The following is a 22,522-nucleotide window of genomic DNA, read 5'->3' as shown; positions in this document are numbered from 1 at the left end:
ACCGGGGCTCCGGCGGGACGGGTGCCGCGCGTCAGACGGTGACGGTGGCGGGCTTGTGGATCTTGCGGGACTCCAGGACGTGGTCCACGATCCCGTACTCCTTGGCGGCGGCCGCGGTGAGGATCTTGTCGCGCTCGATGTCGCGGTTGACCTCCTCGGCGCTCTTGCCGGAGTGCAGGGCCAGGGTCTCCTCGAGCCACTCGCGCATGCGCATGATCTCGTTGGCCTGGATCTCGATGTCGGAGGCCTGCCCGCCGCCCTGACCGGACATGGCCGGCTGGTGGATGAGCACGCGGGCGTTGGGCAGCGCCAGGCGCTTGCCCGGGGTGCCGCCGGCCAGCAGCACGGCGGCCGCGGAGGCCGCCTGCCCGAGGCACACGGTCTGGATCTCCGGGCGGATGAACTGCATGGTGTCGTAGATCGCGGTCATCGCGGTGAACGACCCGCCCGGGGAGTTGATGTACATGGTGATGTCCCGGTCGGCGTCCTGGGCCTCGAGCACCAGCAGCTGGGCCATCACGTCGTCGGCCGAGGCGTCGTCGACCTGCACGCCCAGGAAGATGATCCGGTCCTCGAAGAGCTTGGTGTAGGGGTTCTGCCGGCGGTACCCGTAGGGGGTGCGCTCCTCGAAGTCGGGGAGCACGTAGCGGCTGGTGGGCAGGGCGGCCGCGGAACCGGCCGTGGACGAAGGTCCGTAGGTGTAGGTCATCGTTGAGATCCTCGAGAGTCTGGGGTGCTTGCCGGGTCGTGGGGGCGGGACCGCCGAGGTCCTAGTCCTGGTCCTTCATGGTCCCGCCGCCGCCGGTCATGGTCCCGGCCGAGCTGGCGATGCGGTCGAAGAAGCCGTAGTCCAGGGCCCGCTGGGCGTCGAACCAGTTGTCCCGGTCGTTGTCGCGGAGGATGGTCTCCAGGCTCTGGCCGGTCTGCTCGGCGGTGAGCTCCGCCAGGCGCTGCTTCATCGACAGGATGAGCTCGGCCTGCACCCGGATGTCCGAGGCGGTGCCGCCCATGCCGCCGGAGGGCTGGTGCATCAGGATCCGGGCGTTGGGGGTCGCGTAGCGCTTGCCCTTGGTGCCGGAGGAGAGCAGGAACTGTCCCATCGAGGCCGCCAGGCCGGTGGCCACGGTCACGACGTCGTTCGGGATGAGCTGCATGGTGTCGTAGATCGCCATGCCCGCGGTGACGGAGCCGCCCGGGGAGTTGATGTACAGGAAGATGTCGGCCTGCGGGTCCTCGGCCGAGAGCAGCAGCATCTGGGAGCAGATGAGGTTCGCGTTGTCGTCGCGCACCTCGGAGCCCAGCCAGATGATGCGCTCCTTGAGCAGCCGGTTGTAGACGTAGTCGTCCTGGCCGCCCATGGGGGCGCCGCCCTGCAGGCGCGGGGCGGTGGAGGTGGCGTGGGTCGAGCCGAACGGCGACTCGTGAGCGGAGGTCATGAAACAGTGCCTCTTTCGTCCGTGTGGTCCGGTGATCTCTGAACAGAACACTAGTGCCCGGCCCGCGCCGGAACCGGTCCGCGCCGGGGTTGTTCGCTGATGGCGCATGGTCGCCGTCGGCGGGCCCGGCGACGGCGAAGGCGCCGCCGTTCCGGGGAACGACGGCGCCTCCGGCGCGGGGTTCAGGACCTCACTTGGCCGAGTCCGCGGAGTCCGCCGAATCGGCCGACTCCGGGGACTCGGGCGAGTCCGCCGACTCCTCGTCGGTGCCGGGGGTCGGGGCGGCGGTGGTCTCCTCGGGGGCGACCTCCTCGGCCTGCTGCTCGGCGCCCTGCTCCTCGCCCTGCGGGCGGACGAACTCGGAGAGGTCCACCGCGTTGCCCTCGGTGTCGGTGACCGTGGCGTACTCCAGGACCTTGGCCAGGGCCTTGCGGCGGCGGACCTCGCCGACCATCAGCCCGGCCTGGCCGGAGGAGTCCAGCAGCTGCGCGAACTGGTTCGGGTCCATGCCGTACTGCTGGGACATGTTGATGATGTAGTCGATCAGCTCGGACTGCTCGACGCCGATCTCCTCGGCCTCGGCGACCGCGTCCAGCACGATCTCGTTGCGGAAGGCGTCCTCGGCGTTCTTCCGGACCTCGTCCCGGTGCTCCGGGGAGTCGTGGTCGGCCTCGGCCTGCGGGTTGTCGAAGTGCTGGGCGATCTGCTCGTCGATCACGGCCTGCGGCACGGGGATCTCGACCAGCGAGAGCAGCTTCTCCAGGACCTTGTCGCGGGCCTCGACGCCCTGCTCGACGACGGTGCCCTCGGCGGCCTGCTTCTTCAGGTCCTCCTTGAGCTCCTCGATGGTGTCGAACTCGGAGGCCAGCTGCGCGAACTCGTCGTCGGCCTCGGGCAGCTCGCGCTCCTTCACGGCGGTGACCTTGACCTTGACGGTGGCGTCCTCGCCGCTGTGCTCGCCGCCGGCGAGCTTCGTCTCGAAGGTGGCGTCCTCCCCCGCGGACAGGCCGGTGATGGCCTCGTCCATGCCGTCGAGCATGGTGCCGGCGCCCACCTGGTAGGACAGGTCGTTGGCGGCGTCGACCTCCTCGCCGTCGACCAGGGCCTGCAGGTCGAGGGTGACGAAGTCGCCCTCGGCGGCCGGGCGGTCCACGGTCTTGAGGGTGCCGAAGCGCCCGCGCAGCTCGTCGAGGGCCTTCTGCTCGTCCTCGGCGGAGGCCTCGCGGGCGTCCACCTCCACCTCGAGGCCCTTGTAGTCGGGCAGCTCGATCTCGGGGCGCACGGCGACGTCGATCTCGACCTTGGTGTCGGCCTCACGGTTCGTCTCGTCCGGCTTGGCGACGACCTCGACCTGCGGCTGGGTCAGGGGGGTGATCCCGTTCTCGGTCAGGGCCTGCTGGAAGAAGGTGTTCAGCCCCTCGTTGAGCGCGTTCTCGACGACGAAGTCGAAGCCCACGCGCTGCTCGATCAGCCGCGCCGGGACCTTGCCGCGGCGGAAGCCGGGGACCTGGATCTGGTTCCCGAGCGACTTGTAGGTCTCGTCGATGAACGGCTTCAGTTCCGCGAACGGGACGTCCACGACGATCTTGACCTGGGTCGGGTTGAGTTTCTCGACGGCGCTCTTCACTTCCGCTGCACTCCTGAGTGGTAGGTCGGGTGGGTGTTCTGGGGCCGTGCTCCGGCCCGGGACAGTCGGAGAGGCGGCTGCCCGATGGGCCGGGCAGCCGCTCCAACGTCGGGGCGACAGGACTCGAACCTGCGATCTCCTGCTCCCAAAGCAGGCGCGCTAGCCACTACGCTACGCCCCGGTACCTGCAGCCTCGGCTGCAACGACTGCGGTCCGGTGCACGGGCACGGACCACCGGCGAGTCTACCGGCTGGGCGGACGGGCCCGCACCTCGGCCCGCCGCGGCCGCTCCGCGGGGTCCTCCCCGGGCCGGCCCCGGCACGGGGAGGGCGGCCGGTGATTTGACACCGCACGCGCCGGGCCGGTTAATGGAAAGGCCCGCCACGAGCGGGCGCCGGGGATGTAGCTCAATGGTAGAGCCTCAGTCTTCCAAACTGATTACGCGGGTTCGATTCCCGTCATCCCCTCTCTCGCATCGTTGCACGTCAGACGATGCTTTCTGAGGAGGAGTCAGCGACTCCCCCACCCCGGTTTGCCCTCCATCGTGGCCTAACGTGGCCTAGGCAGGCCGGGAAGGTCCGATCATGGCCACCCGCTCGCGCACCCCCCGTCGTCCCCGTAGTTCGTTCGGTCAGGTGGCGGTGCTGCCCTCGGGGCGGTTCCGGGTGCGGTTCACCGGCCCGGACGGGACTCGCCGGACCGGGCCGACCACCTTCGCCACCCGCTCCGAGGCCGAGGCCTACCTCGTGCAGGTCCACGCCGAGCTGCTGCGCGGGAACACGCTGGCCGTGATCCCCACGACGACCACCGTCGCGGACTACCTGGCCGCCTACCTGCGCGACGCCACCACGCAGCTGCGCCCGCGCACCCTGGACCTCTACCAGCGCACCGCCGCCCGGTGGATCGTCCCGGCCGTGGGCACCGGGGCGCAGCGGGTGGAGCTGGGCCCGCTGCCGCTGTCGGGGCTGTCGGTCGGGCTGGTGCGCCAGTGGCACACCGCCGTGACCGCAGCCGCCCACGCCGCGGCCACCGCGACCACCGCCGCCCCGGGGCGCAGCGGGCACCCGGCACGGGCCTGGGCCACCGCCGAGGGGCTGCCCGTGGCCGCCACCGGCCAGCTGCCCGCCGCCGTGCTGGCAGCCTGGAGCGCGGCCGGGTGCCCCACCACCGCCGGCCCGCCCCCTCAGGCCGACCCGCACGCCGGGCGCACCGCCGCCGCCCAGGCCTACCGGCTGCTGCGCACCGTGCTGGGCCAAGCCGTCCGCGACGGGCTGATCGCCACCAACCCCGCCCAGGTGAAGGGCGCCGGCACCGCCGTGCACCCCGAACGCCGCCCGCTGGAGGTCCCCGAGGTCGCCGCCCTGGCCGCCGCGGTCCCACCCCGCTACCGCGCCGCGGTGCTGGTGGCCGCCTGGTCCGGGCTGCGCCCCGGAGAGCTGTTCGCCCTGCGCCGGGCCGACGTGGCCGAGGCCGGCACCGCCGTGCGCGTGGAACGCACCCTCGTGGAGGTCCCCGGCCGCCCGATCACCACCGGCCCGCCCAAGTCCGCCGCCGGGCGGCGCACCGTGGCCCTGCCGGCCACCGTCGCCGCCGAGCTCACCACCCACCTCGCCACCCACACCGGCCCGACCCCGGACGCGCTGGTGTTCACCACCGGCACCGGCGCCCCCGTGCACGCCGCGGCCCGCTCCCGGATCATGGCCCCGGCCCGGGCCACCATCGGCCGCGAGGACGTGACCTGGCACCACCTGCGCCACACCGGGGCCACCCTGGCCGCCGTCTCGGGCGCCACCCAAGCCGAGCTGCAACGCCGGATCGGGCACTCCACCACCCGCGCCGCAGCGCTCTACCAGCACGCCTCCACCAGCCGTGACCAGTGGATCGCCGCCCAGCTCGACACCCTCGCCACCCCCACACCACCACCGGGCCACACCCCCGAACCCGACCCCACACCCGAGCCGCCCACCGTCCGCGGATCGCACCTGCGCCTGGTGCACAGCGCCTGAGCCGCCCCGTCGCCCACTTACCGCCCCGGCGGTCTCTGTCCCGCACCCTCGCTAGGCTGTCCGCCCTCCGAGCTACGCTGACCCCCGGACGGCACCGGAGGCCACCGGAGCCGTCCCGAGGCCGCTGGGCGGCTCCGGTCCCCTGCCATGTTCCCGGGGGTCCGTGAACCGTTCCGGCGGCCTTTCCCCGCTCCGGAGCACTGCCCGGAACGAAGTCCGTGACGTCTACCGCCCCCAGGCCGCCTTACCAGGTTTGCGCGCATTCGTGAGGCACGCTGGTGCGGTGACTGCCTTCATCATTGCCGCGCTGTACGCCCTCGGAGCTGTCCTCCAGATCGCCGGTCTCGTGACCGCCTGGTTCCGCCTCAGGAACGAGATGCGACGCATCCAGCGCCGCGAGGAGATGCGCCGCACCCTGACGGAACGCCACGCCGCCCAGGAAGCCGAGGCCGAGCGCACGTTCCTGCGCGAGTACGGCCCGACCGAGTACCCCAGTGATGCATCGGTGGCCTGGGGACGGAGCCACGAACGGCAAGAGCTGGATCGACAGCACCGGCGGGAATTCGAAGACGCCGGACTCCCTGTCGTCACCTTGGCAAGTTGGGAGGAGTCCGTGAGCCGAGGCGACGACACGACCCTGGAACTCATCGTCGTTCAACAGCTCTCCGGCTACTGGCGGCAAGGTCTGGCCGTCGCCCTGGGCACAGCCGTGGGGCTGCTCGCCAGCGTGCTGTCGGTGTATCTGCTGCCGGTCGAATGACTCCGAGCCCTCCGGGGCCCGGCCGGGCGGTGGCCTGTCCCGGCGCCGGTGAGGCCGGCGCCTGCGCAGCTGAGACCGATCGGGCACGGACGGTCGCGCTTCCGCATTAGGCCTCCGCGCCGTCCGTAACCGTTCACATGTCCCCGGCGTGGCCGTGGCCTAACGTGGCCCATGTGGTGCGGACTGGTGGGGTATAGTGCGGACCAGTAAGGCCAATTTAGGCCACGGTCAGGGCACCCAGGCCCCTCTGACCAGGCAAGACAGTGGATGCGTCAGGAGTCTTCCAAACTGATTACGCGGGTTCGATTCCCGTCATCCCCTCCCCGCACGTTCCTGTGCCCGAACGCCCCGGACCGCTCGGACCGGGGCGTTCGTCGTCGGCGCGACGCCGGCACCCCGCGCCCGGCCCGCCCGCCCGCTCGCCGGGCGGGTCGCGGCCGGGTCAGCGGACCAGGCCGACCACCCGCCAGAGCCGACCGCGGTGGGCGTGGACGGGGCGCAGCCCGTGGGCGCGCAGCACCTCCAGCATCGCCTCGGGCGGGTGCAGGTAGTTGCGGAACGAGCGGCCGGTGAGCCGGTAGAACGCGTTGACCAGGGCGAGGGACGCCCGGATCCCCGGGGTGTCGGGCGGGAAGCTGAGCACCAGCAGCCGCTGCGCGTGGTCGGCCGCGGCCGCCAGCAGCCGCTCGTGGTCGGGATAGCAGCACACCACCCGGTGCAGCACGACGACGTCGTGGGCCGCCACCGCTCCCGGGTCCACCGCGATGTCCAGCTGCCGGCGCACCGTGCGCCCATCGACCCCGGCCGCCGCGGCCAGCGCGGCCGCCTCGGTCTCGTAGGAGTCCACCAGCTCGAGGTTGGTCGTGCGGGCCGCGCCGCGACGCAGCAGCTCCAGCTGCACCTCGCCCACCCCGCCGCCGATCTCGAGCACGGACGCCCCGTCCACGCCCTGGGCGGTGAGGAGGTCCAGCAGCCGGCGGGTGGTCCGGTCCGGGCCGCGCAGCCGGTACCGGGCGGCGAGCCCGCGGGCCACCCGGGGCCCGAAGACGCTCGCGTAGTTCGCGGGGCCGCAGCAGCCGGACATGGCACCAGGATATCCCCGGCCGAGCCCGCGGCCCACGGCCGGGGCCCCAGGACCGGCGGCCCGAGACCGGCAGCCCAGGGCGGGCGGCTCAGGCCTGGCAGGCGGGGCACCAGTAGAGGCCGCGGCCGGCCAGCTCCCCGGTCGCCACGGGGGTCCCGCACCGCCGGCAGGGCTGCCCGGCGCGCCGGTAGACGTAGTGGGCGTGCTCGGGCCGGGCCGCGGTCTCGTCCACCCCGGGACGGTCGGCGGGGTCCGTGGTGACGATCCGCCCCAGCCGGGCGCCGACGCGCATCAGGGCGACGTTCTCCGCCCACAGCCGCCGCACGGTCCGCTCGTCCAGCGACCGGCCGGGCCGCAGCGGGTCCACCCCGCACCGGAACAGCGACTCCGCCCGGAAGATGTTGCCCACCCCGGCCAGCACGGCCTGGTCCATGAGCAGCACTCCGACCGGCCGGCGGCTGCTCCGCACGGCGGCCACGAACGGCTCCGGGTCGGCGCCGGGGTCCAGCGGGTCCGGACCCAGCCGGGCCCGGGCGGCCTCGGCATCCGCGCGGCTCTCGAGCACGCACAGGGTGGGCCCGCGCAGGTCGGCCCACCCCTCGTCGCCGACCAGGCGCACCCGCACCGCGCCCACCGGCGCGGGCGGACGCAGCCGGCCGGTGGGGGCGGCGGCGTCGTCGCCGGCCTCCCGCTCGCCGATCCGCCGCGGCGCCCCGATGGAGGAGGCCCCGCGGAACCTCTCGGTGCCGCCGAAGCTCCACGCCCCGTACAGGCCCAGGTGGGAGCGCAGCACCCGGTCCCCGGCGAAGTCGAGGAACAGCTGCTTGCCGTGGGCGCGGGCGCCCTCCAGGACGGCGCCGTCGAGGGCCGCGGCCCCCTCCGCGAACCGGCCCTGCGGGGAGCTGACGGCCAGGGACTGGCCCACGAAGCAGCCGGCGAACTGGCGGGCCAGCCGGTGGACCGAGTGACCCTCCGGCACTCAGGCCTCCCGGGCGGCGGGGAACTCCCGCGGGCGCAGCTCCTCGAGCCGGCGCGCCACGGTCCCGGTGGCCTCGTACTCGGCGACCTGGCCGATCCGCCGCGCGTGGCGCTCCTCGCCGGAGAAGGGCTCCGCGAGGAACGCCTTGACGATCTCCAGCGCCTCCTCCCGGGGGTGCTGGCGCCCGCCGACGGCCACGACCTGGGCGTCGTTGTGCTGGCGGGCCAGCCGGGCGGTGTCCAGGTTCCAGGCGAGGGCGGCACGGATCCCGCGGACCTTGTTGGCGGCGATCTGCTCGCCGTTGCCGGACCCGCCCAGGACGATGCCCAGGGAGGCCAGGCCCGCCTCCCGGTCCTCGCGCACGGCGCGCGCGGCGCTGATGCAGAAGGCGGGGTAGTCGTCGAGGGCGTCGTACTCGGCGGGGCCGTGGTCGACGAGGTCGTAGCCGGCGGCGACGAGCTCCTCGACCAGGTAGCGGGAGAGGTCCAGGCCGGCGTGGTCGGTGGCGATGTGGACGCGCATGGGCGGCGTGCTCCTGGGGTTCGCGGGAACGGGGCGGGATCGTGGCGGGATCCGCGGGCGCGGACCGGCCGCCCACCAGCGTAGTGGCTGGCGCGCGGGGCCGGGCCCGGGACGTCCTCCGGCGGGGAGGGTGACCCGGCTGACATAATGGACGGAATCCCTGCGGCCCACCGGCCGTGGGCGCCCCCTGCCCCCGACGAGAGGACGGCACCGAAGTGCCCGGAACCAACCTGACCCGCCAGGAGGCGGCCACGCGGGCCGAGACCGTCGCCGTGGACGCCTACGACGTGGTCCTGGACCTCACCCGCGGCGAGCGCCTCTTCCGCTCGACGACCACCGTGCGCTTCCGGGCTGTCCCGGGCGCCTCGACGTTCATCGACGCGATCACCGACACGGTGCACTCCGTGGTGCTCAACGGGAGGGAGCTGGATCCCGCGGAGGTCTCCGACGGGGCGCGGATCCAGCTGCCGGGCCTGCAGGACGAGAACGTGCTGACGGTGGAGGCGGACTGCCGGTACATGAACACCGGGGAGGGACTGCACCGGTTCGTGGACCCGGTCGACGACGAGGTCTACCTCTACACCCAGTTCGAGGTGGCGGACACCCGCCGGATGTTCGCCGTGTTCGAGCAGCCGGACCTCAAGGCGCGCTTCGCGTTCACCGTCACGGCCCCCGCGCACTGGACCGTGGTCTCCACCCAGCCCACCCCGGAGCCCGTGCCGGCCGGTCCCGGCGCGGCCACGTGGTCCTTCTCCCCCACGCCCGTGGTGCCCTGCTACGTCACGGCTCTCATCGCCGGCCCCTACGCCTCCGTGCACGACGAGCTGGTCAGCGCCGACGGGCGCACGGTGCCGCTGGGGCTGTACGCCCGGCGCTCGCTCATGGAGCACGTCGAGGCGGAGGAGATGTTCGGCATCACCAAGCGCGGCTTCGAGTTCTTCGAGGCGCAGTTCGGGATGCCCTACCCCTTCGAGAAGTACGACCAGCTCTTCGTCCCGCAGTTCAACGCCGGGGCCATGGAGAACGCCGGGGCGGTGACCTTCGTGGAGCTCTACGTCTTCCGCTCCCGGCCCACGCAGGCGCGCGTGGAGCGGCGGGCGATCACGATCCTGCACGAGCTGGCGCACATGTGGTTCGGGGACTTCGTGACCATGCGCTGGTGGAACGACCTGTGGCTCAACGAGTCCTTCGCCGAGTTCATGTCCACCCTCGCCGCGGCGGAGCACACCCGCTACACGGACGCGTGGACGACCTTCGCGGCCGGGGAGAAGTCCTGGGGCTACGAGCAGGACCAGCTGCCCACCACGCACCCCATCAAGGCCGAGATCCGGGACCTCGAGGACGTGCTGGTCAACTTCGACGGCATCACCTACGCCAAGGGCGCCTCGGTGCTCAAGCAGCTCGTCGCGTGGGTCGGCCAGGAGCAGTTCATGGCCGGGCTGAACCGGTACTTCCGGGAGCACGCGTGGGGCAACACCGAGCTGCGGGACCTCATGGTCCGGCTCGAGGAGGCCAGCGGCCGGGACCTGGAGCAGTGGTCCGCCAAGTGGCTCGAGACCGCCGGGGTGAACACCCTGACCCCGGTGCTCGAGACCGACCAGGACGGGGTGATCCGCTCCTTCCGGATCGAGCAGACCGCCCCCGAGGAGCACCCGACCCTCCGCCCGCACCGGCTGGCCATCGGGTTCTACGACCACGACGGCGAGCAGGGCAAGCTCGTGCGCACCCACCGGGTGGAGCTCGACGTCGACGGGCCCGTCACCGAGGTGGCCGAGCTGGTCGGCCGGGAGCTGCCGGACCTGGTGCTGCTCAACGACGACGACCTCGCCTACGCGAAGATCCGCCTCGACGAGTGCTCCCTGGACACCGCGCTCACGCACCTGAAGAACTTCGAGCAGACCCTGCCCCGGGCCCTCGTCCAGGCCTCCGTGTGGGACGGCGTGCACGACGGCGAGACCCCCGCCCGCCGATACGTGGAGCTCGTGCTGGGCAACATCGCCCACGAGACGGACTCCACCGGCATCCAGGTCCAGCTGCGCCGGCTGGAGACGGTGCTGGAGGGCTACGTGGCCGAACCGGTGCGCGAGGCCGTGCAGCAGGACGCCGCCGACCGGCTGTGGCGGCTCACCGAGGAGGCCGGGGCCGGGTCCGACCAGCAGCTGCAGTTCCTCAGGGCCTTCGCCCGGCACGCCCGAACGGCCGAGCAGCTCGACGTGCTCGAGCAGCTGCTCGACGGGAGCCGGTCCCTGGCGGGCCTGGCGATGGACACCGACCTGCGCTGGGCCGTGCTCACCGCCCTGTGCGCCGGAGGACGCCTCGGGGACGAGGCGGTGGACGCGATGCTCGCCGAGGACAACACCGAGAACGGCGCCATCGCCGCGGCCCGCGCCCGCGCCGCGGTCCCCACGGCCGAGGCCAAGGCGCGGGTCTGGGAGCAGATCATGGTGGAGGGCTCGCTGCCCAACTCCATCCAGGAGGCGGCGATCGACGGGTTCCGCACGGCCGCCGACCCGTCCCTGCTCGAGCCCTGGGCCGAGCGGTACTTCGCGGCGATGCCCGAGCTGTGGCGCACCCGCACCCACGAGCTCGCCCAGCAGATCGCCGTGGGGATGTACCCGAACATCCCCGCCCAGCGGACCGTCGACGCCACGGACGCGTTCCTGGCCGGGCTGCCCGAGGACCTGCACGGGCTGCGCCGGCTCGTGCTCGAGCAGCGCGACGCCACCGCCCGCGCGGTGCGCGGCCAGGCCGTGGACGCCCGGTACGAGGTGGCGCGGGCATGAGCGACGAGCAGAGGCCGCCCGGGCCCGTTCCTGAGTCCCCCGGTGAGCCCGGGGGCGCCCCGCGCACGGACCCCGCGGCCGCGGCCCCGCCCGGGTCCCGGTCCTTCTCGGTGGGGGCGCCGCTGTCCCAGCTGCGCCGGCCCGTGCCGCAGGTCGGCGACGAGCGGCAGGAGGCCGAGGCGGGCACGTCGGCGTCGTTCTACGAGCAGGTCGGCGGGCACGAGACGTTCGTGAAGCTCGTGCACGAGTTCTACGCCCGGGTGGCCGAGGACGAGCGGTTCCGGGCGCTGTACCCGGAGGACGACCTCGGCCCCGCCGAGGAGCGGCTGCGGATGTTCCTCGAGCAGTACTGGGGCGGGCCCACCACCTACTCCGAGCAGCGCGGGCACCCGCGGCTGCGGATGCGGCACATGCCGTTCCCCGTGGACGTGTGGGCCCGGGAGACCTGGCTGAAGCACATGCGCGCGGCCCTGGACACCCTGGAGCTCTCGCCGCTGCACGACGGGATCATCTGGGACTACTTCGACCGCGCCGCCCACGCCATGATCAACCGTCCCGGCTGAGCCCGGGTCCGCGGCGGCGGGCTCAGCGCTTGGTGAGCACGTGGCCGCCCGGGGTGCTCAGGCGCACCCAGCGGCCGTTCTCGGCCACGGCGACCTCCGCGCCGGGGCGGAGGAAGCCCAGCGAGTACGCCGCGAACGCCGCGCCGTCCGGCACCGCGGCGCCGCCCAGACGCCCGGCGAGGGCCTCGGCCCATCCCGACGAGCGGCTCCAGACCTGCGAGCGCACGGTGTCCACGACGGCGGCTCCGGCGTCCGTAGGCACCGTGCGGGCGACCTCGGCGATCCCCGCCCGGGCCGTCTCGCGCAGGGCGTCGCCGGCCACCGCGCCCACCGGCGTCCACCCGCTCAGCGGCGGGGCGATGCCGGCCCAGGAGACGGCCGCGTCCATCGGCGGCAGCCCCACCTCGGCCTGCTCCTGGCCCTGCCGGGACATCCGGTCGAGCACCCCGCCCAGCGGGACCGTGACGTCCAGGTCGTGCTCGCGGGCCAGCGCGGCGGTGCGCAGCCCCAGCACCGTGGGCGTGCGGTCCAGCAGGCCGTGGGGCTCCAGCACGCACACGTACGCGCCCACGGCGCGCCCGCGCGCCTGGAAGCGCACCGCGCCCTGCGGGTCCACCCCGCGGGCGCGGGTCAGGAAGGTCCGCAGGTCCGCGACGTCGCGCGGGTCGGTCAGCGGCAGAGAACGGCTCATCGGGCTCGGGCCTCGGCGGGAGCGGGCCGGCGGGCGAACCGGGTGGGGGCATCCACCCACTGCTCGAGCAGCTCCCGCTGCGTACCGTCCAGGCGGACGGGCCGCCCGGTGCGCCGGTCGATCTGCACGACGGCGGTCTGCGCCACGGCGTAGACCCGCGAGCCGTCCTCCTCCTGCACCGCGTAGTCCAGCACGAAGCTGGACCCGCCCACGGAGGAGACCCACACCCGCACGAACACCGGTTCGGGCCGGTACAGCAGCTGCTCCGTGTACTCGATCTCCTGGCGCCCGATCACGGTCTGCCGCTCCCCCAGCAGGGAGCGGAACGACGCCCCCTCCGGGATCCCCGCCGCGGCGTCCTCGGGAAGCGCGCGGGACATGAGCCGGACCCGGGCGTCCTCCAGGTACTGCAGCATGGTGACGTTGTTGACGTGGCCGTAGCTGTCGATGTCGCCGAAGCGCATCTGGATGGGGATCAGCAGGGAAGACATGCTCCCCATCCCATCACACCCGGCCACCACCGCGAGAGCGCCACGACAGCGCGCCGCGGCCCGGGCGGGCGGCGGGAAGGACCGGGGCCTTGGCTAGAGTGAAGCCCATGACCTACAGCCCCATCCCGGACCCCACGCAGGCGCTGCTCGACATGCTGGACCTCGCCGACGGCGGCGGCGCCCGCACCCTCGAGGACATCTACGTGGGCCACTCCATCTCCCCCGCCCGCGGCCGGGTCTACGGCGGGCAGGTCCTGGCCCAGGCCGCCACCGCCGCGATGCGCACGGTGGAGCCGGAGCGGATCATCCACTCCCTGCACGCGTACTTCCTGCGCGCCGGGGACGTGTCGCAGCCCATCACCTTCGGCGTGGAGCGGATCCGCGACGGCCGCTCGTTCTCCGCCCGCCGGGTGCACGCCTACCAGGACGGGCGCGCCATCCTCTCGGCCATCGCCTCCTTCCAGGTCCCCGCCCGAGGCCTGGACCACCAGGACGAGTCGCCGCGCAGCCTGCCCGACCCCGAGTCGCTGCCCAGCGCCGTCGAGCTGCTGGGCCACATCGACGCCCCGGAGGCGCAGGCGATCGCCCACGAACGGCCCTTCGACATGCGCTACATCACCGAGCCCATCTACTTCCAGCCCGACTCCCGCGGCGAGCCGTTCAACGCGGTGTGGATCAAGACGCTCAAGCCGCTGCCCGACGATCCGGACGTGCACCGCGCGGCCCTGGCCTACGCCAGCGACTACACCCTGCTCGAGCCGATCCTGCGGCTGCACGGGAAGACCTGGATCGAGCCGGGCATGAACCTCGCCTCCCTCGACCACGCCATGTGGTGGCACCGCGAGGCCCGCGCCGACGAGTGGCTGCTCTACGTGCAGTCCTCGCCCAACGCTTCCTCGGCGCGCGGGCTGGGCGTGGGACGGATGTTCACCCGGGACGGCCGGCTGGTGGCCACCACCGCCCAGGAGGGCATGATGCGCTTCCCGGAGTTCGCCTAGCTCCTCCGCCCCCGGTGCGACGCAGGGGCCCGTCCGGCCGGGAGGAAACTGTTCTTCCCGGCCGGACGGGCCCCTGCTGTGCGTCGGCCGGGGCCTCCCCCGGTCCGCGTAGAGTGCCGGTCAGTCGCGGGTCAGGCGGCGGTGGGTGACCCGGTGCGGCCGCGCGGCGTCGGCGCCCAGGCGCTCCACCTTGTTGGCCTCGTACGCCTCGAAGTTGCCCTCGAACCAGTACCAGTTGTCCGGCTCCTCCTCGGTGCCCTCCCACGCGAGGATGTGCGTGGCGACCCGGTCCAGGAACCACCGGTCGTGGGAGACGACCACGGCGCAGCCCGGGAACTCCAGCAGCGCGTTCTCCAGCGAGCCGAGGGTCTCGACGTCGAGGTCGTTGGTCGGCTCGTCGAGCAGCAGCAGGTTGCCGCCCTGCTTGAGGGTCAGGGCCAGGTTGAGCCGGTTCCGCTCGCCGCCGGAGAGCACTCCGGCCTTCTTCTGCTGGTCCGGGCCCTTGAACCCGAACGCCGAGACGTAGGCGCGCGAGGGCATCTCCACGTTGCCGACGTTGATGTAGTCCAGGCCGTCCGAGACGACCTCCCACAGCGACTTGCTGGCGTCGAGGTTCGCGCGGTTCTGGTCCACATAGGAGATCTTCACCGAGTCGCCGATCTTCAGCTCGCCCCCGTCCAGCTCCTCGAGGCCCACGATGGTCTTGAACAGGGTCGACTTGCCGACGCCGTTGGGGCCGATGACGCCCACGATGCCGTTGCGCGGCAGGGAGAAGGACAGGTCCTTGATCAGGGAGCGGTCCCCGAAGCCCTTCTGCAGGTCCTTCGCCTCGATCACGAGGTTGCCCAGCCGCGGTCCCGGCGGGATCTGGATCTCCTCGAAGTCGAGCTTGCGGGTCTTCTCGGCCTCGGCGGCCATCTCCTCGTAGCGGGCCAGGCGGGCCTTGGACTTGGCCTGCCGCCCCTTGGCGTTGGAGCGGACCCACTCGAGCTCGTCGGCCAGGCGCTTGGCCTGCTTGGCGTCCTTCTTGCCCTGCACCTCCATGCGGGCGCGCTTGGTCTCGAGGTAGGCCGAGTAGTTGCCCTCGTAGCCGTAGAGGCGGCCGCGGTCGACCTCGCAGATCCACTCGGCCACGTGGTCCAGGAAGTACCGGTCGTGGGTCACGGCCATGACGGCGCCGTGGTAGTCCTTCAGGTGCTGCTCCAGCCACAGCACGGACTCGGCGTCGAGGTGGTTGGTGGGCTCGTCGAGCAGCAGCAGGTCCGGCTTCTGCAGCAGCAGCTTGCACAGGGCCACGCGGCGGCGCTCACCACCGGAGAGGACCTTGACGTCGGCGTCCGGCGGCGGGCAGCGCAGCGCGTCCATCGCCTGCTCCAGCTGGGAGTCGAGGTCCCAGGCGTTGGCGGTGTCGATGTCCTCCTGCAGCCGGCCCATCTCCTCCATCAGGGCGTCGAAGTCGGCGTCGGGCTGGGCCATCAGCTCGGAGATCTCGTTGAAGCGGTCGAGCTTGGCCTTGATCTCGCCGACGCCCTCCTCCACGTTGCCGAGGACGGTCTTCTCCTCGTTGAGCGGCGGCTCCTGCAGCAGGATGCCCACGGTGTAGCCGGGGCTGAGCCGGGCCTCGCCGTTGGAGGGCTGGTCGAGGCCGGCCATGATCTTGAGGATGGTGGACTTGCCGGCGCCGTTGGGTCCCACGACGCCGATCTTCGCGCCGGGGTAGAAGGACATGGTGACGTCGTCGAGGATGACTTTGTCGCCCACGGTCTTGCGGGCCTTGGACATTGTGTAGATGAATTCCGCCATGCCCTCAAGGCTACCCCGCTCCGTCCCCGCCCACCGGCGGGGACGGAGCGGGAACGGCTGGGCCCCGCGCCTGCCCGGCCGGGCTGCGGGCGGTGGCCGGGCGGGCGGCTCAGGCGGTCGCAGGCTGCCGGCGCGGGCGGCGGCCCGGTTCGCTTCCGGGACGGATCTCGCCGGTCTCCGGGTCGACGCCCTCGGGGGCCGGCGGGTCGTCCGCGGCCGGGTCCCGGCTCTCCCCGGAGGCATCCGCCGCCTCCCCCGGGGCCGACTGCGCCGTGCTCTCCCCGTCCGGTCCGGTGGCCCCGTTCTGCTCCGCGGCCGGGGAAGAGGTGACGGTGCGCTGGAAGCAGGCGGTGCCCAGCGCCAGGTCGTGCCCGATGGAGACGGCGTCCACGTCCACGGCGGTGTTGCGCCCGTGCTCTCCCTCCCAGAACCGGACCTTCAGCTTGCCGACCACCACCACCGGCTGACCCTTCTTGATGCTCGCCAGCGCGTTGAGCCCCAGCGCGCGGAACGCCTGCACCGAGAACCAGTTGGTGTGACCGTCGCGCCAGGCCGAGCTCTGCTGGTCGAACCAGCGCGGCGTGGAGGCGAGGCGGAAGGTCACCACCACGGTGCCGTCGGGCAGGTTGCGGGACTCGGGGTCGGTGGCCACGTAGCCGCGGACGGTGATCTGCTCGGTCATCGGGAACTCCTCTGGACGGCGGCCGTTCGGCCGGGCTGGCCCCGGTGTCGGGGTGCACCCAGGGTCCTGCGCTCCCGGCCCGGGACGCCGCCCCGGAGGCCCGGTTGTGGAGGAGCGGGACCGCGGCCCCCGGGTCCGGTGACCGGTGCAGTGCGGACCGACCCGCGGCCGCCCGGGTTCCGGAGCCGCTGCCATGCGGACCGGTCCGCGGCCGTTCACGTTCGGGAACCGCTGCCATACGTGCCGACCTGAGGCCGCCCGGGACCGGTCTCGTGCGGACCGGGCCGGTGGACGGTGGCGAGCAGGCTGGCGGCGCTGCCTCAGTCCAGGTCGGCCGTGTCCCAGGTGATCACGCCGAGCGGGCGGTGCTGCCTCTCCTGCTCCTGGGCGCACGCCCAGCACCACGGCCCGTGGACGGGTGGCGCCCCGCACGGGCAGAGCCGGATCTGGGCCATCGTGCTCACCTCGATGAACGTCGCAGCGGCCGGTCGGGCGGTGGCCCGCCGGACGTCATCCTGCGCGGGTGCCCTCACCCCTACTACCGGTGCGCGAGCCCCTGTGGATGCGCCGTGGACGGCCCGTCACGGTCCGGGCCTCCCCCGGCGGCGGCCGTCCGGGCAGGAGCCCGCACGGCCGTGGGCCCGGCCCGGGAGTTCCGGACGGAACGGCGGGTGCGGACCGAGGTCCCATGCCGGTGCCCGATCCGGGTGACCGCTCGCAGGTGCAGTGCGGACGCCGGGACCGGGTCCGCGCTGCACGGCCCCGGCCCGGTCCCGGCGTGCCCTAGACGATGAGGCCCTGCCCGGTGATGATGCCCCCCGTGCGGGTGTCGAGCTGGACGCAGTGGCTGTCGATGACGCTGCGGATGATGGCCTCCAGGCGGTCGGGAGCGATGTCCTCGTCGACGTGCCGCGCGATGAAGTCCTTGGTGTCCTCCGCGGCCTCCTCGACGGTCTCGTAGTGGTGGTGGCGGGCCCCTCCGCCCACCCACTGCCGGATGATGGTGACGCTCATGGTTCCTCCCCTGGTCGGGTCCGCAGGCGTGGCCCTGGCCGCCCCGGGTCTCCCCTCCGGAGCAGCCACCCCGGCGAGCTGCCGCCGGAGTGAGCGAGGATCGTGCGCCCGGCTCGCCGCCCTGCCGAGGGCGGGACGAGATCGGGTGGGCCGCGTCTCGCGGAACACCTCTTAACTTATGCGAATGCACCGAGTCGGGCTGTCCCCACTTCCGCGCCGCACGCGGCGGACGGTGCCCGGGCCGCACGAACCGGCGCCGCGCGCAGCGGAGGCCGTCGCACGCCGGCAGCCAGACCCGGGGCCGCGCGTCGCCGCGGCCGTCGACCGCCGCGTCCGTCTACTGGGGGCTCGGCGACACCGGGACCCGCGGGTCGAGGAGTCTCTTGGCGCGCAGCGCCGGCTTCTCCACGAGCGTCCAGGACAGGAGGGCCAGGGGCAGCACCAGGATCACGGTGAGCACGATGTTCGTGGTGACGCCCCACGCCGCGGTGCCGAGCATGACCAGCAGCTGCTGGACGGGATAGGCGTAGATGTAGACGCCGTAGGACAGGTCCGTGCGGGTCGTCCAGTTGCGGGAGGGCAGGGATCCGATGCCGAGGACCGCGACGGCGAGCGGGAACTGGCCGAACAGGTCCGCCCAGCCCTCGTTGGTCAGGACCAGGTACGCGACGACCGCGGCCGCCACGTGCCACGGGCGTGGTCTCCAGCGGTCGGACCAGGCCCAGACGGCCGCGCCGGCCAGGAAGTAGCCGGCGAGCCGGAGCCCGTTGAGGTAGAGGGTGGTGGTGACCTCCAGCGGGCCCTCGGCCAGCACGCGGAGGCCGATGACCGCCAGGGCCAGCGCGGGCAGGACCCACCGGGCTCGCCGGACGGCCACGGAGAGGCTGAGCACTGCGCCCAGGGTGAGATAGGCGACCGCTTCGTAGAAGAGGGTCCACAGGGAGCCGTTCCACGCCCCGTCGACGGGGGCCCCGGCGAGCGACCCGTCGATCTCCCACTGGGTGATCCTGAGCGCACTGTTCGACACCACGAAATCCGCGGCCGAGCGCAGGTCGAAGGCCTGGCCGCCCAGGCGGGCGCCCAACGGCGCGAAGATCGCCGCCACCACGAGGAGGCTGACGAGGAAGCCCGGATAGATCCGCAGGAGGCGCCGCCAGAGGTAGGGGACGAACTGCGTCCGCGTGCGGCTCTCTGCGATGAGATAACCGCTCACCAGGAAGAAGCCGTTGACGGCCACGTCCGAGAGGAACTCCAGGCCGTGCCCGGAGGCACCGGTGAGCGGCCACGCATGACCGAGGATGACCATGGCCGCGAACACGATGCGGACGGCGTTGAGAAGGTTGTGACGGCTGCTGAGCCGTTCCTTGAGTGTCATGAGCGGCAGGACTCTCTGCGAGGGACCTCACCCGACCCCACGGGTGAGGACCGTATTCTCACATGCAAACTCCTGGAGCGCCATCACGACCGCACTGCATGACGAGTCAGCCTCCGGGCTGCCGCGCTCACGCCTGACCTCCCGGCCGCGGCAGGCTGCGCAACCGTCGCGACGATGGGGGGTGCGACGGCCTGTCCGACGAATCGTTTTCCAGCACCCCGGAACGGACTCGAACCCCCGACGACGAGATGATCGATCCGCTGATGTCGCTGGATGGGTGCGGATGCCTGTCCCTGCGCCGGCTCGTGGCGCGCCACAGTGCTGCACCTCCCAGTGGTGACCTCCCCGGCCTGCGTCCGCTCCCGGAACACCGGCAGCAGATCCCGCCCGATCGAGATCGTGGTCCCCCAGCACGCTCAACGCTCGGTGCTGCCCCCACCGCGCGAAGCCGGGGAGCCGCACGAAAGCGCCCCCGCCCGGGAGAGGGTGGGGGCGCTCCGCTGCGCGTGAGCGCATGGTGCAGCCGGACGCCGTCAGGGAACGGCGCAGCGCGGGCTGCCGCACCGGTGTGAGCCAGTGCCGAGAATAAACTACCAGACGGTAATGTGTCCTCGGGCACCCCTCGGCCGCATGACTCCACGGCCGAGGCACCCGGCGGCGGCGGGTCGAGGCGAAAGGCCGCGGCCTGTCCGGGGTACACGGGACATCTCGGATAGCCTCAAAAGTATGATCAGTCCGGAACGCCTCGAGGACATCGCCCGCTTCCACGACCTGCTGCAGGCCGCCGTCGCCGAAGGGGCGGAGCCGCTGACCCAGTTCCAACGCCAGGTCTGGGTCGGCATGGTCGGCGAGCTCATCGACCACGCTCGCGAAACGCTCCCGCGCTGACGGACGGGCCGCGACGCCCTCGTGCGCGTCCAGCACGCGAGCACGCCGGAAGAGAACGTCCAGGCCCGCTCGGGGCTGCACACGTGATCCTGCCTGAAGCCCACGAAGCGTGGGAGGCTCGCAGGAGGTGGTGATGGCGACCGGCAGCGGACGCTCCGAGCGCTCACCAGGGGGCGGGTGCGGGGTGCTGGACGAGCTCGTTCCCCCGAGCGGGTCACGGCGATCCTGGTGGCACCCCGTGCCGGACATGGGGAAACCCCGTTCCGACCGGCGCATCAGCCGGTCGGAACGGGGTTCTCGGTGGTCCGTTCGGTGTGCCCCAGGAGGGAGTCGAACCCCCGACCAAGAGATTAGAAGGCTCCTGCTCTATCCACTGAGCTACTGAGGCGGGCCGCCAGGGTCCGTGCCCTGGGCGCCGCGAACGAGTTTACCAATTCGTGGCGCCCCGCACGGCACCCTCAGATGACGGCGCTCCGCACCGGGGGCTCGGAGCGGCCGCGGAGCAGGCGTTTGGTGGCGGGGTCGAGGAACCACAGGTAGACCCCGTAGGACAGCGCCACCACCGCCGCGATCAGCCGGCCGGAGCTCAGGTCGAGGTCCAGGTACGGGAAGACGTCGAGCTGGTCCGAGACCGCGTAGATCATGAAGAAGGCGGTGAGGAAGAACAGGACGTCCACCTGCCAGTCGCTGCGGATGCCCGTGACCGCGAAGAGCGGGATGAGCCAGACCACGTACCAGGCCTGGATCATCGGGGAGAACAGCACGATGGCCGCGAACGCCCAGGCCAGCCGTCGGATGATCCGCTCGTCGCGGCCCGTGAACATCAGCCACAGGATGACCGGCACGGCAAGGGCCTGCCCGATCGAGTGGACCGTGCCGCGCCACTGCCCGGCGTCGGCCCCCACCGCGGCGGCCAGGGCCGACGCCAGCCCGCCCAGGAAGCCCACCGGGGCGTACCAGATGGACACCGAGCCGGGGGTGGACATCGCGGCGACCCAGCCGAAGCCGAACCCGTTGACCAGGCCCATCAGCCCCAACAGGGCCAGTGCCCACACGAGGGTGAGGAACCACACCACGAAGCGGCGCGGCCACGAGGCGTTCTTCCCGGCCCAGAGCAGGCCGATGAACGGCAGGAAGACGAGCGTGATGGGTTTGACGGCCACGGAGAGGGTGACGAGCGCCGTGCCGGCCAGCCCGCCCTTCCAGTTCCGGTGCACCGCGGCCACGTAGGTGCCGGCCAGGGCCAGGGCGATCATGATCGCGTCGTTGTGCACCGAGACGATGAAGTTGGTCAGGAACAGGGGGTTGGCCACGCTGAGCCACAGGGCCCGGGCGGGGTTGATCCCGTGCAGCCGCGCCAGCCGCGGGATCAGCCACATGCAGGCGATCACGGCCAGCACGCACATCGCCCGGAACCACAGCACGGCCGCGTCCGGGTTCGCCCCGGTCACGGCCACCACGAGCTGCTCCAGCCACAGGAACAGGGGCCCGTAGGGAGGCGGGGACTCGGACCACATCTGGTCGGCGCCGAGCTGGAAGAAGTTGTCGATCGTGGAGACCCCGTGCTCGTAGGGATTGAGCCCGTTGGCCATCACCCGGCCCTGGCCGATGTAGGAGTACACGTCCCGGCTGAACAGGGGGATCGTCACCAGCATGGGCGCCGACCAGGCGGCGATGGCGATGAGCACCCACCGCCCGCTGCCGGGACCCCACCGGTTGAGCTTCTGGCCCAGCCGCAGCCACTCCCGGATCAGCAGCATCCCGCCCACCGCGAGCAGGAGGATCGACACGATCGCGCCCGCGGTGGTGAAGCGCATGGCGATGATGACCGGCATCTGGCGCAGCGGGGAGACCGAGGCGAGCCAGCCGACGCCGAGGGAGCCGACGAAGAGCATGAGCGAGCCGAGGGCGCCCATGAGCACGGTGCGCAGCAGGGAGCCGGAGACGAGGCGGGAGCCGTCGGGGCCCGCCAGCGGCTCGGCGCCCTCTCCCGGCGCCGGCGTCCTCGATGTGGTCTGCACTGCTCTCCCGATGCGCCCGTCCGGTGGCTGCGGGCGGCCGCGGCTGGGCGCAGCGCGGACCCGTGGTCGCCCCGATCCTATCGTCGCCGCCGGGGAGAGCACCCGGCAGGGCCGTGCGCGCGGGACACGGCGTCGGGGCCGCACGGTAGATTGTCGGGGTGGCTACTTCCAACGGACGCATTGTGTGGATCGACTGCGAGATGACGGGGCTGTCCCTCGAGGAGGACGCCCTCATCGAGGTCGCGGCCCTCGTGACCGACGACGAGCTCAACGTCCTCGGCGAGGGCGTCGACGTGGTGATCCGCCCCACCGACGAGGCCCTGGCGCAGATGGGCGACTTCGTGCGGAACATGCACACGGCGTCCAAGCTGCTCGACGAGCTGCCCTCCGGCCTGACGATGGAGCAGGCCCAGGAGCAGGTCCTCGCCTACATCCGGCAGTGGGTGCCCGAACCGGGCAAGGCCCCGCTGGGCGGCAACTCCGTGGGCACGGACCGCACCTTCCTGGTCCGGGACATGCCCCAGGTGGTGGAGCACCTGCACTACCGCGTGATCGACGTCTCCACCATCAAGGAGCTCTCCCGCCGCTGGTTCCCGCGCGCCTACTTCCAGGCGCCGCCGAAGACCGGCAACCACCGGGCGCTGGGCGACATCCGGGACTCGATCGACGAGCTGCGCTACTACCGCCGGGCCGTCTTCGCCCCCGAGCCGGGGCCCGACTCCGAGACCGCGCGGGCCATCGCCGCGGAGATCGCCGGGTCCCGCACCGGCGCCTGAGCGACCGGGACGTCGCCCGCCCC

The 22,522-nt window shown here is 72.6% G+C and carries 21 protein-coding genes and 3 tRNA genes; 8 read left to right on the top strand and 16 right to left on the bottom strand.

The window, feature by feature from the left end; translation table 11 throughout:
• Window positions 1–31: 31 nt before the first annotated feature.
• From ABL57_RS16690 to ABL57_RS16675, 4 genes are all read right to left on the bottom strand, one after another.
• A complete protein-coding gene (locus tag ABL57_RS16690; RefSeq protein ID WP_047804602.1) occupies window positions 32–709 on the bottom strand; it encodes an ATP-dependent Clp protease proteolytic subunit in 678 nt (225 codons plus the stop codon).
• 61 nt (window positions 710–770) lie between these two features.
• Window positions 771–1,436 (bottom strand): ATP-dependent Clp protease proteolytic subunit, encoded by a 666-nt coding sequence (locus tag ABL57_RS16685; RefSeq protein WP_047804601.1) that lies wholly within the window; start codon window positions 1,434–1,436, stop codon window positions 771–773.
• Window positions 1,437–1,626: 190 nt separating this feature from the next.
• Window positions 1,627–3,063, bottom strand: a complete 1,437-nt coding sequence (tig, locus tag ABL57_RS16680) for a trigger factor (protein WP_047804600.1) — start codon at window positions 3,061–3,063, stop codon at window positions 1,627–1,629.
• Window positions 3,064–3,171: 108 nt separating this feature from the next.
• Window positions 3,172–3,244 (bottom strand) — tRNA-Pro (locus ABL57_RS16675).
• Between the two features lie 215 nt (window positions 3,245–3,459).
• Here ABL57_RS16675 and ABL57_RS16670 point away from each other — a divergent pair.
• From ABL57_RS16670 to ABL57_RS16660, 3 genes are all read left to right on the top strand, one after another.
• Window positions 3,460–3,530 (top strand) — tRNA-Gly (locus ABL57_RS16670).
• A 117-nt stretch (window positions 3,531–3,647) separates the two neighbouring features.
• Window positions 3,648–5,069, top strand: a complete 1,422-nt coding sequence (locus ABL57_RS16665) for a site-specific integrase (protein ID WP_047804599.1) — start codon at window positions 3,648–3,650, stop codon at window positions 5,067–5,069.
• 283 nt (window positions 5,070–5,352) lie between these two features.
• Window positions 5,353–5,829 carry a hypothetical protein gene (locus ABL57_RS16660; RefSeq protein ID WP_047804598.1) on the top strand — a complete coding sequence of 159 codons (477 nt, stop codon included), beginning with the start codon at window positions 5,353–5,355 and terminating at the stop codon, window positions 5,827–5,829.
• 442 nt (window positions 5,830–6,271) lie between these two features.
• Here ABL57_RS16660 and ABL57_RS16655 read toward each other — a convergent pair whose 3' ends face one another.
• The 3 genes from ABL57_RS16655 to ABL57_RS16645 all read right to left on the bottom strand — a co-directional run bounded on the left by ABL57_RS16655 (window position 6,272) and on the right by ABL57_RS16645 (window position 8,414).
• A complete protein-coding gene (locus tag ABL57_RS16655; RefSeq protein ID WP_047804597.1) occupies window positions 6,272–6,913 on the bottom strand; it encodes a hypothetical protein in 642 nt (213 codons plus the stop codon).
• Window positions 6,914–7,001: 88 nt separating this feature from the next.
• A complete protein-coding gene (locus ABL57_RS16650; RefSeq protein WP_047804596.1) occupies window positions 7,002–7,892 on the bottom strand; it encodes an Fpg/Nei family DNA glycosylase in 891 nt (296 codons plus the stop codon).
• The gene (locus ABL57_RS16645) at window positions 7,893–8,414 is read right to left on the bottom strand and encodes a ribose-5-phosphate isomerase (RefSeq protein ID WP_047804595.1); all 522 of its coding nucleotides are present in this window, start codon (window positions 8,412–8,414) and stop codon (window positions 7,893–7,895) included.
• Window positions 8,415–8,629: 215 nt separating this feature from the next.
• Here ABL57_RS16645 and pepN point away from each other — a divergent pair, with 215 nt between their 5' ends.
• Window positions 8,630–11,197, top strand: coding sequence for an aminopeptidase N (pepN, locus tag ABL57_RS16640; protein ID WP_047804594.1), 2,568 nt, complete (start codon window positions 8,630–8,632; stop codon window positions 11,195–11,197).
• A 143-nt stretch (window positions 11,198–11,340) separates the two neighbouring features.
• Window positions 11,341–11,760, top strand: a complete 420-nt coding sequence (locus ABL57_RS16635; RefSeq protein WP_047804609.1) for a globin — start codon at window positions 11,341–11,343, stop codon at window positions 11,758–11,760.
• A gap of 22 nt (window positions 11,761–11,782) precedes the next feature.
• On the opposite strand, the gene ABL57_RS16630 is transcribed toward ABL57_RS16635, so the two are convergent.
• Both ABL57_RS16630 and ABL57_RS16625 read right to left on the bottom strand, forming a co-directional pair.
• Window positions 11,783–12,451, bottom strand: a complete 669-nt coding sequence (locus ABL57_RS16630; RefSeq protein ID WP_047804593.1) for a hypothetical protein — start codon at window positions 12,449–12,451, stop codon at window positions 11,783–11,785.
• Window positions 12,448–12,942 (bottom strand): thioesterase family protein, encoded by a 495-nt coding sequence (locus tag ABL57_RS16625; RefSeq protein ID WP_047804608.1) that lies wholly within the window; start codon window positions 12,940–12,942, stop codon window positions 12,448–12,450. Before ABL57_RS16625 ends, ABL57_RS16630 begins: the two co-directional genes overlap by 4 nt.
• 107 nt (window positions 12,943–13,049) lie before the next feature.
• Here ABL57_RS16625 and ABL57_RS16620 point away from each other — a divergent pair, with 107 nt between their 5' ends.
• Complete coding sequence (locus tag ABL57_RS16620) at window positions 13,050–13,940, top strand: acyl-CoA thioesterase II (protein WP_047804592.1); 891 nt, start codon at window positions 13,050–13,052, stop codon at window positions 13,938–13,940.
• 120 nt (window positions 13,941–14,060) lie between these two features.
• Here ABL57_RS16620 and ettA read toward each other — a convergent pair whose 3' ends face one another.
• The 5 genes from ettA to ABL57_RS16595 all read right to left on the bottom strand — a co-directional run bounded on the left by ettA (window position 14,061) and on the right by ABL57_RS16595 (window position 18,814).
• Window positions 14,061–15,743: an energy-dependent translational throttle protein EttA gene (ettA, locus tag ABL57_RS16615; protein WP_047804591.1), complete on the bottom strand. Its 1,683-nt coding sequence runs from the start codon at window positions 15,741–15,743 to the stop codon at window positions 14,061–14,063.
• 109 nt (window positions 15,744–15,852) lie between these two features.
• The gene (locus ABL57_RS16610; protein ID WP_047804590.1) at window positions 15,853–16,425 is read right to left on the bottom strand and encodes a single-stranded DNA-binding protein; all 573 of its coding nucleotides are present in this window, start codon (window positions 16,423–16,425) and stop codon (window positions 15,853–15,855) included.
• A 320-nt stretch (window positions 16,426–16,745) separates the two neighbouring features.
• Window positions 16,746–16,880: a hypothetical protein gene (locus tag ABL57_RS23350; RefSeq protein WP_256363822.1), complete on the bottom strand. Its 135-nt coding sequence runs from the start codon at window positions 16,878–16,880 to the stop codon at window positions 16,746–16,748.
• Window positions 16,881–17,208: 328 nt separating this feature from the next.
• A complete protein-coding gene (locus tag ABL57_RS16600) occupies window positions 17,209–17,439 on the bottom strand; it encodes a hypothetical protein (RefSeq protein WP_047804588.1) in 231 nt (76 codons plus the stop codon).
• A gap of 337 nt (window positions 17,440–17,776) precedes the next feature.
• Window positions 17,777–18,814 (bottom strand): acyltransferase, encoded by a 1,038-nt coding sequence (locus ABL57_RS16595; protein WP_053005074.1) that lies wholly within the window; start codon window positions 18,812–18,814, stop codon window positions 17,777–17,779.
• A 726-nt stretch (window positions 18,815–19,540) separates the two neighbouring features.
• Between ABL57_RS16595 and ABL57_RS22435 the strand changes: the two genes are divergently transcribed.
• A complete protein-coding gene (locus ABL57_RS22435; RefSeq protein WP_158041197.1) occupies window positions 19,541–19,702 on the top strand; it encodes a hypothetical protein in 162 nt (53 codons plus the stop codon).
• 315 nt (window positions 19,703–20,017) lie between these two features.
• Here ABL57_RS22435 and ABL57_RS16590 read toward each other — a convergent pair.
• Window positions 20,018–20,090, bottom strand: a tRNA-Arg gene (locus tag ABL57_RS16590).
• A gap of 70 nt (window positions 20,091–20,160) precedes the next feature.
• Window positions 20,161–21,723 carry a polyprenol phosphomannose-dependent alpha 1,6 mannosyltransferase MptB gene (gene mptB, locus ABL57_RS16585; protein ID WP_238986098.1) on the bottom strand — a complete coding sequence of 521 codons (1,563 nt, stop codon included), beginning with the start codon at window positions 21,721–21,723 and terminating at the stop codon, window positions 20,161–20,163.
• 158 nt (window positions 21,724–21,881) lie between these two features.
• Here mptB and orn point away from each other — a divergent pair, with 158 nt between their 5' ends.
• Window positions 21,882–22,499, top strand: coding sequence for an oligoribonuclease (gene orn, locus ABL57_RS16580; protein ID WP_075871666.1), 618 nt, complete (start codon window positions 21,882–21,884; stop codon window positions 22,497–22,499).
• Window positions 22,500–22,522: the final 23 nt, after the last annotated feature.

Origin of the sequence: Kocuria sp. SM24M-10, from assembly GCF_001027955.1 — a bacterium.
GTDB classification, from domain to species: Bacteria; Actinomycetota; Actinomycetes; order Actinomycetales; family Micrococcaceae; genus Kocuria; species Kocuria oceani.
The sequence above is the reverse complement of the archived record's forward strand: the minus strand, read 5'-3'. Positions and strand labels throughout refer to the sequence as shown.

Bases quoted from the DNA above. Each gene is read 5' to 3' on its own strand.
- ABL57_RS16645 (WP_047804595.1), bottom strand. From the start codon at position 8,414: ATGCGCGTCCACATCGCCACCGACCACGCCGGCCTGGACCTCTCCCGC.
- ABL57_RS16655 (WP_047804597.1), bottom strand. From the start codon at position 6,913: ATGTCCGGCTGCTGCGGCCCCGCGAACTACGCGAGCGTCTTCGGGCCC.
- ABL57_RS16665 (WP_047804599.1), top strand. From the start codon at position 3,648: ATGGCCACCCGCTCGCGCACCCCCCGTCGTCCCCGTAGTTCGTTCGGT.
- ABL57_RS16690 (WP_047804602.1), bottom strand. From the start codon at position 709: ATGACCTACACCTACGGACCTTCGTCCACGGCCGGTTCCGCGGCCGCC.
- ABL57_RS22435 (WP_158041197.1), top strand. From the start codon at position 19,541: ATGATCAGTCCGGAACGCCTCGAGGACATCGCCCGCTTCCACGACCTG.
- ABL57_RS16625 (WP_047804608.1), bottom strand. From the start codon at position 12,942: ATGTCTTCCCTGCTGATCCCCATCCAGATGCGCTTCGGCGACATCGAC.
- ABL57_RS23350 (WP_256363822.1), bottom strand. From the start codon at position 16,880: ATGGCCCAGATCCGGCTCTGCCCGTGCGGGGCGCCACCCGTCCACGGG.
- ABL57_RS16610 (WP_047804590.1), bottom strand. From the start codon at position 16,425: ATGACCGAGCAGATCACCGTCCGCGGCTACGTGGCCACCGACCCCGAG.
- ABL57_RS16595 (WP_053005074.1), bottom strand. From the start codon at position 18,814: ATGACACTCAAGGAACGGCTCAGCAGCCGTCACAACCTTCTCAACGCC.
- ABL57_RS16620 (WP_047804592.1), top strand. From the start codon at position 13,050: ATGACCTACAGCCCCATCCCGGACCCCACGCAGGCGCTGCTCGACATG.
- ABL57_RS16630 (WP_047804593.1), bottom strand. From the start codon at position 12,451: ATGAGCCGTTCTCTGCCGCTGACCGACCCGCGCGACGTCGCGGACCTG.
- ABL57_RS16600 (WP_047804588.1), bottom strand. From the start codon at position 17,439: ATGAGCGTCACCATCATCCGGCAGTGGGTGGGCGGAGGGGCCCGCCAC.
- ettA (WP_047804591.1), bottom strand. From the start codon at position 15,743: ATGGCGGAATTCATCTACACAATGTCCAAGGCCCGCAAGACCGTGGGC.
- ABL57_RS16685 (WP_047804601.1), bottom strand. From the start codon at position 1,436: ATGACCTCCGCTCACGAGTCGCCGTTCGGCTCGACCCACGCCACCTCC.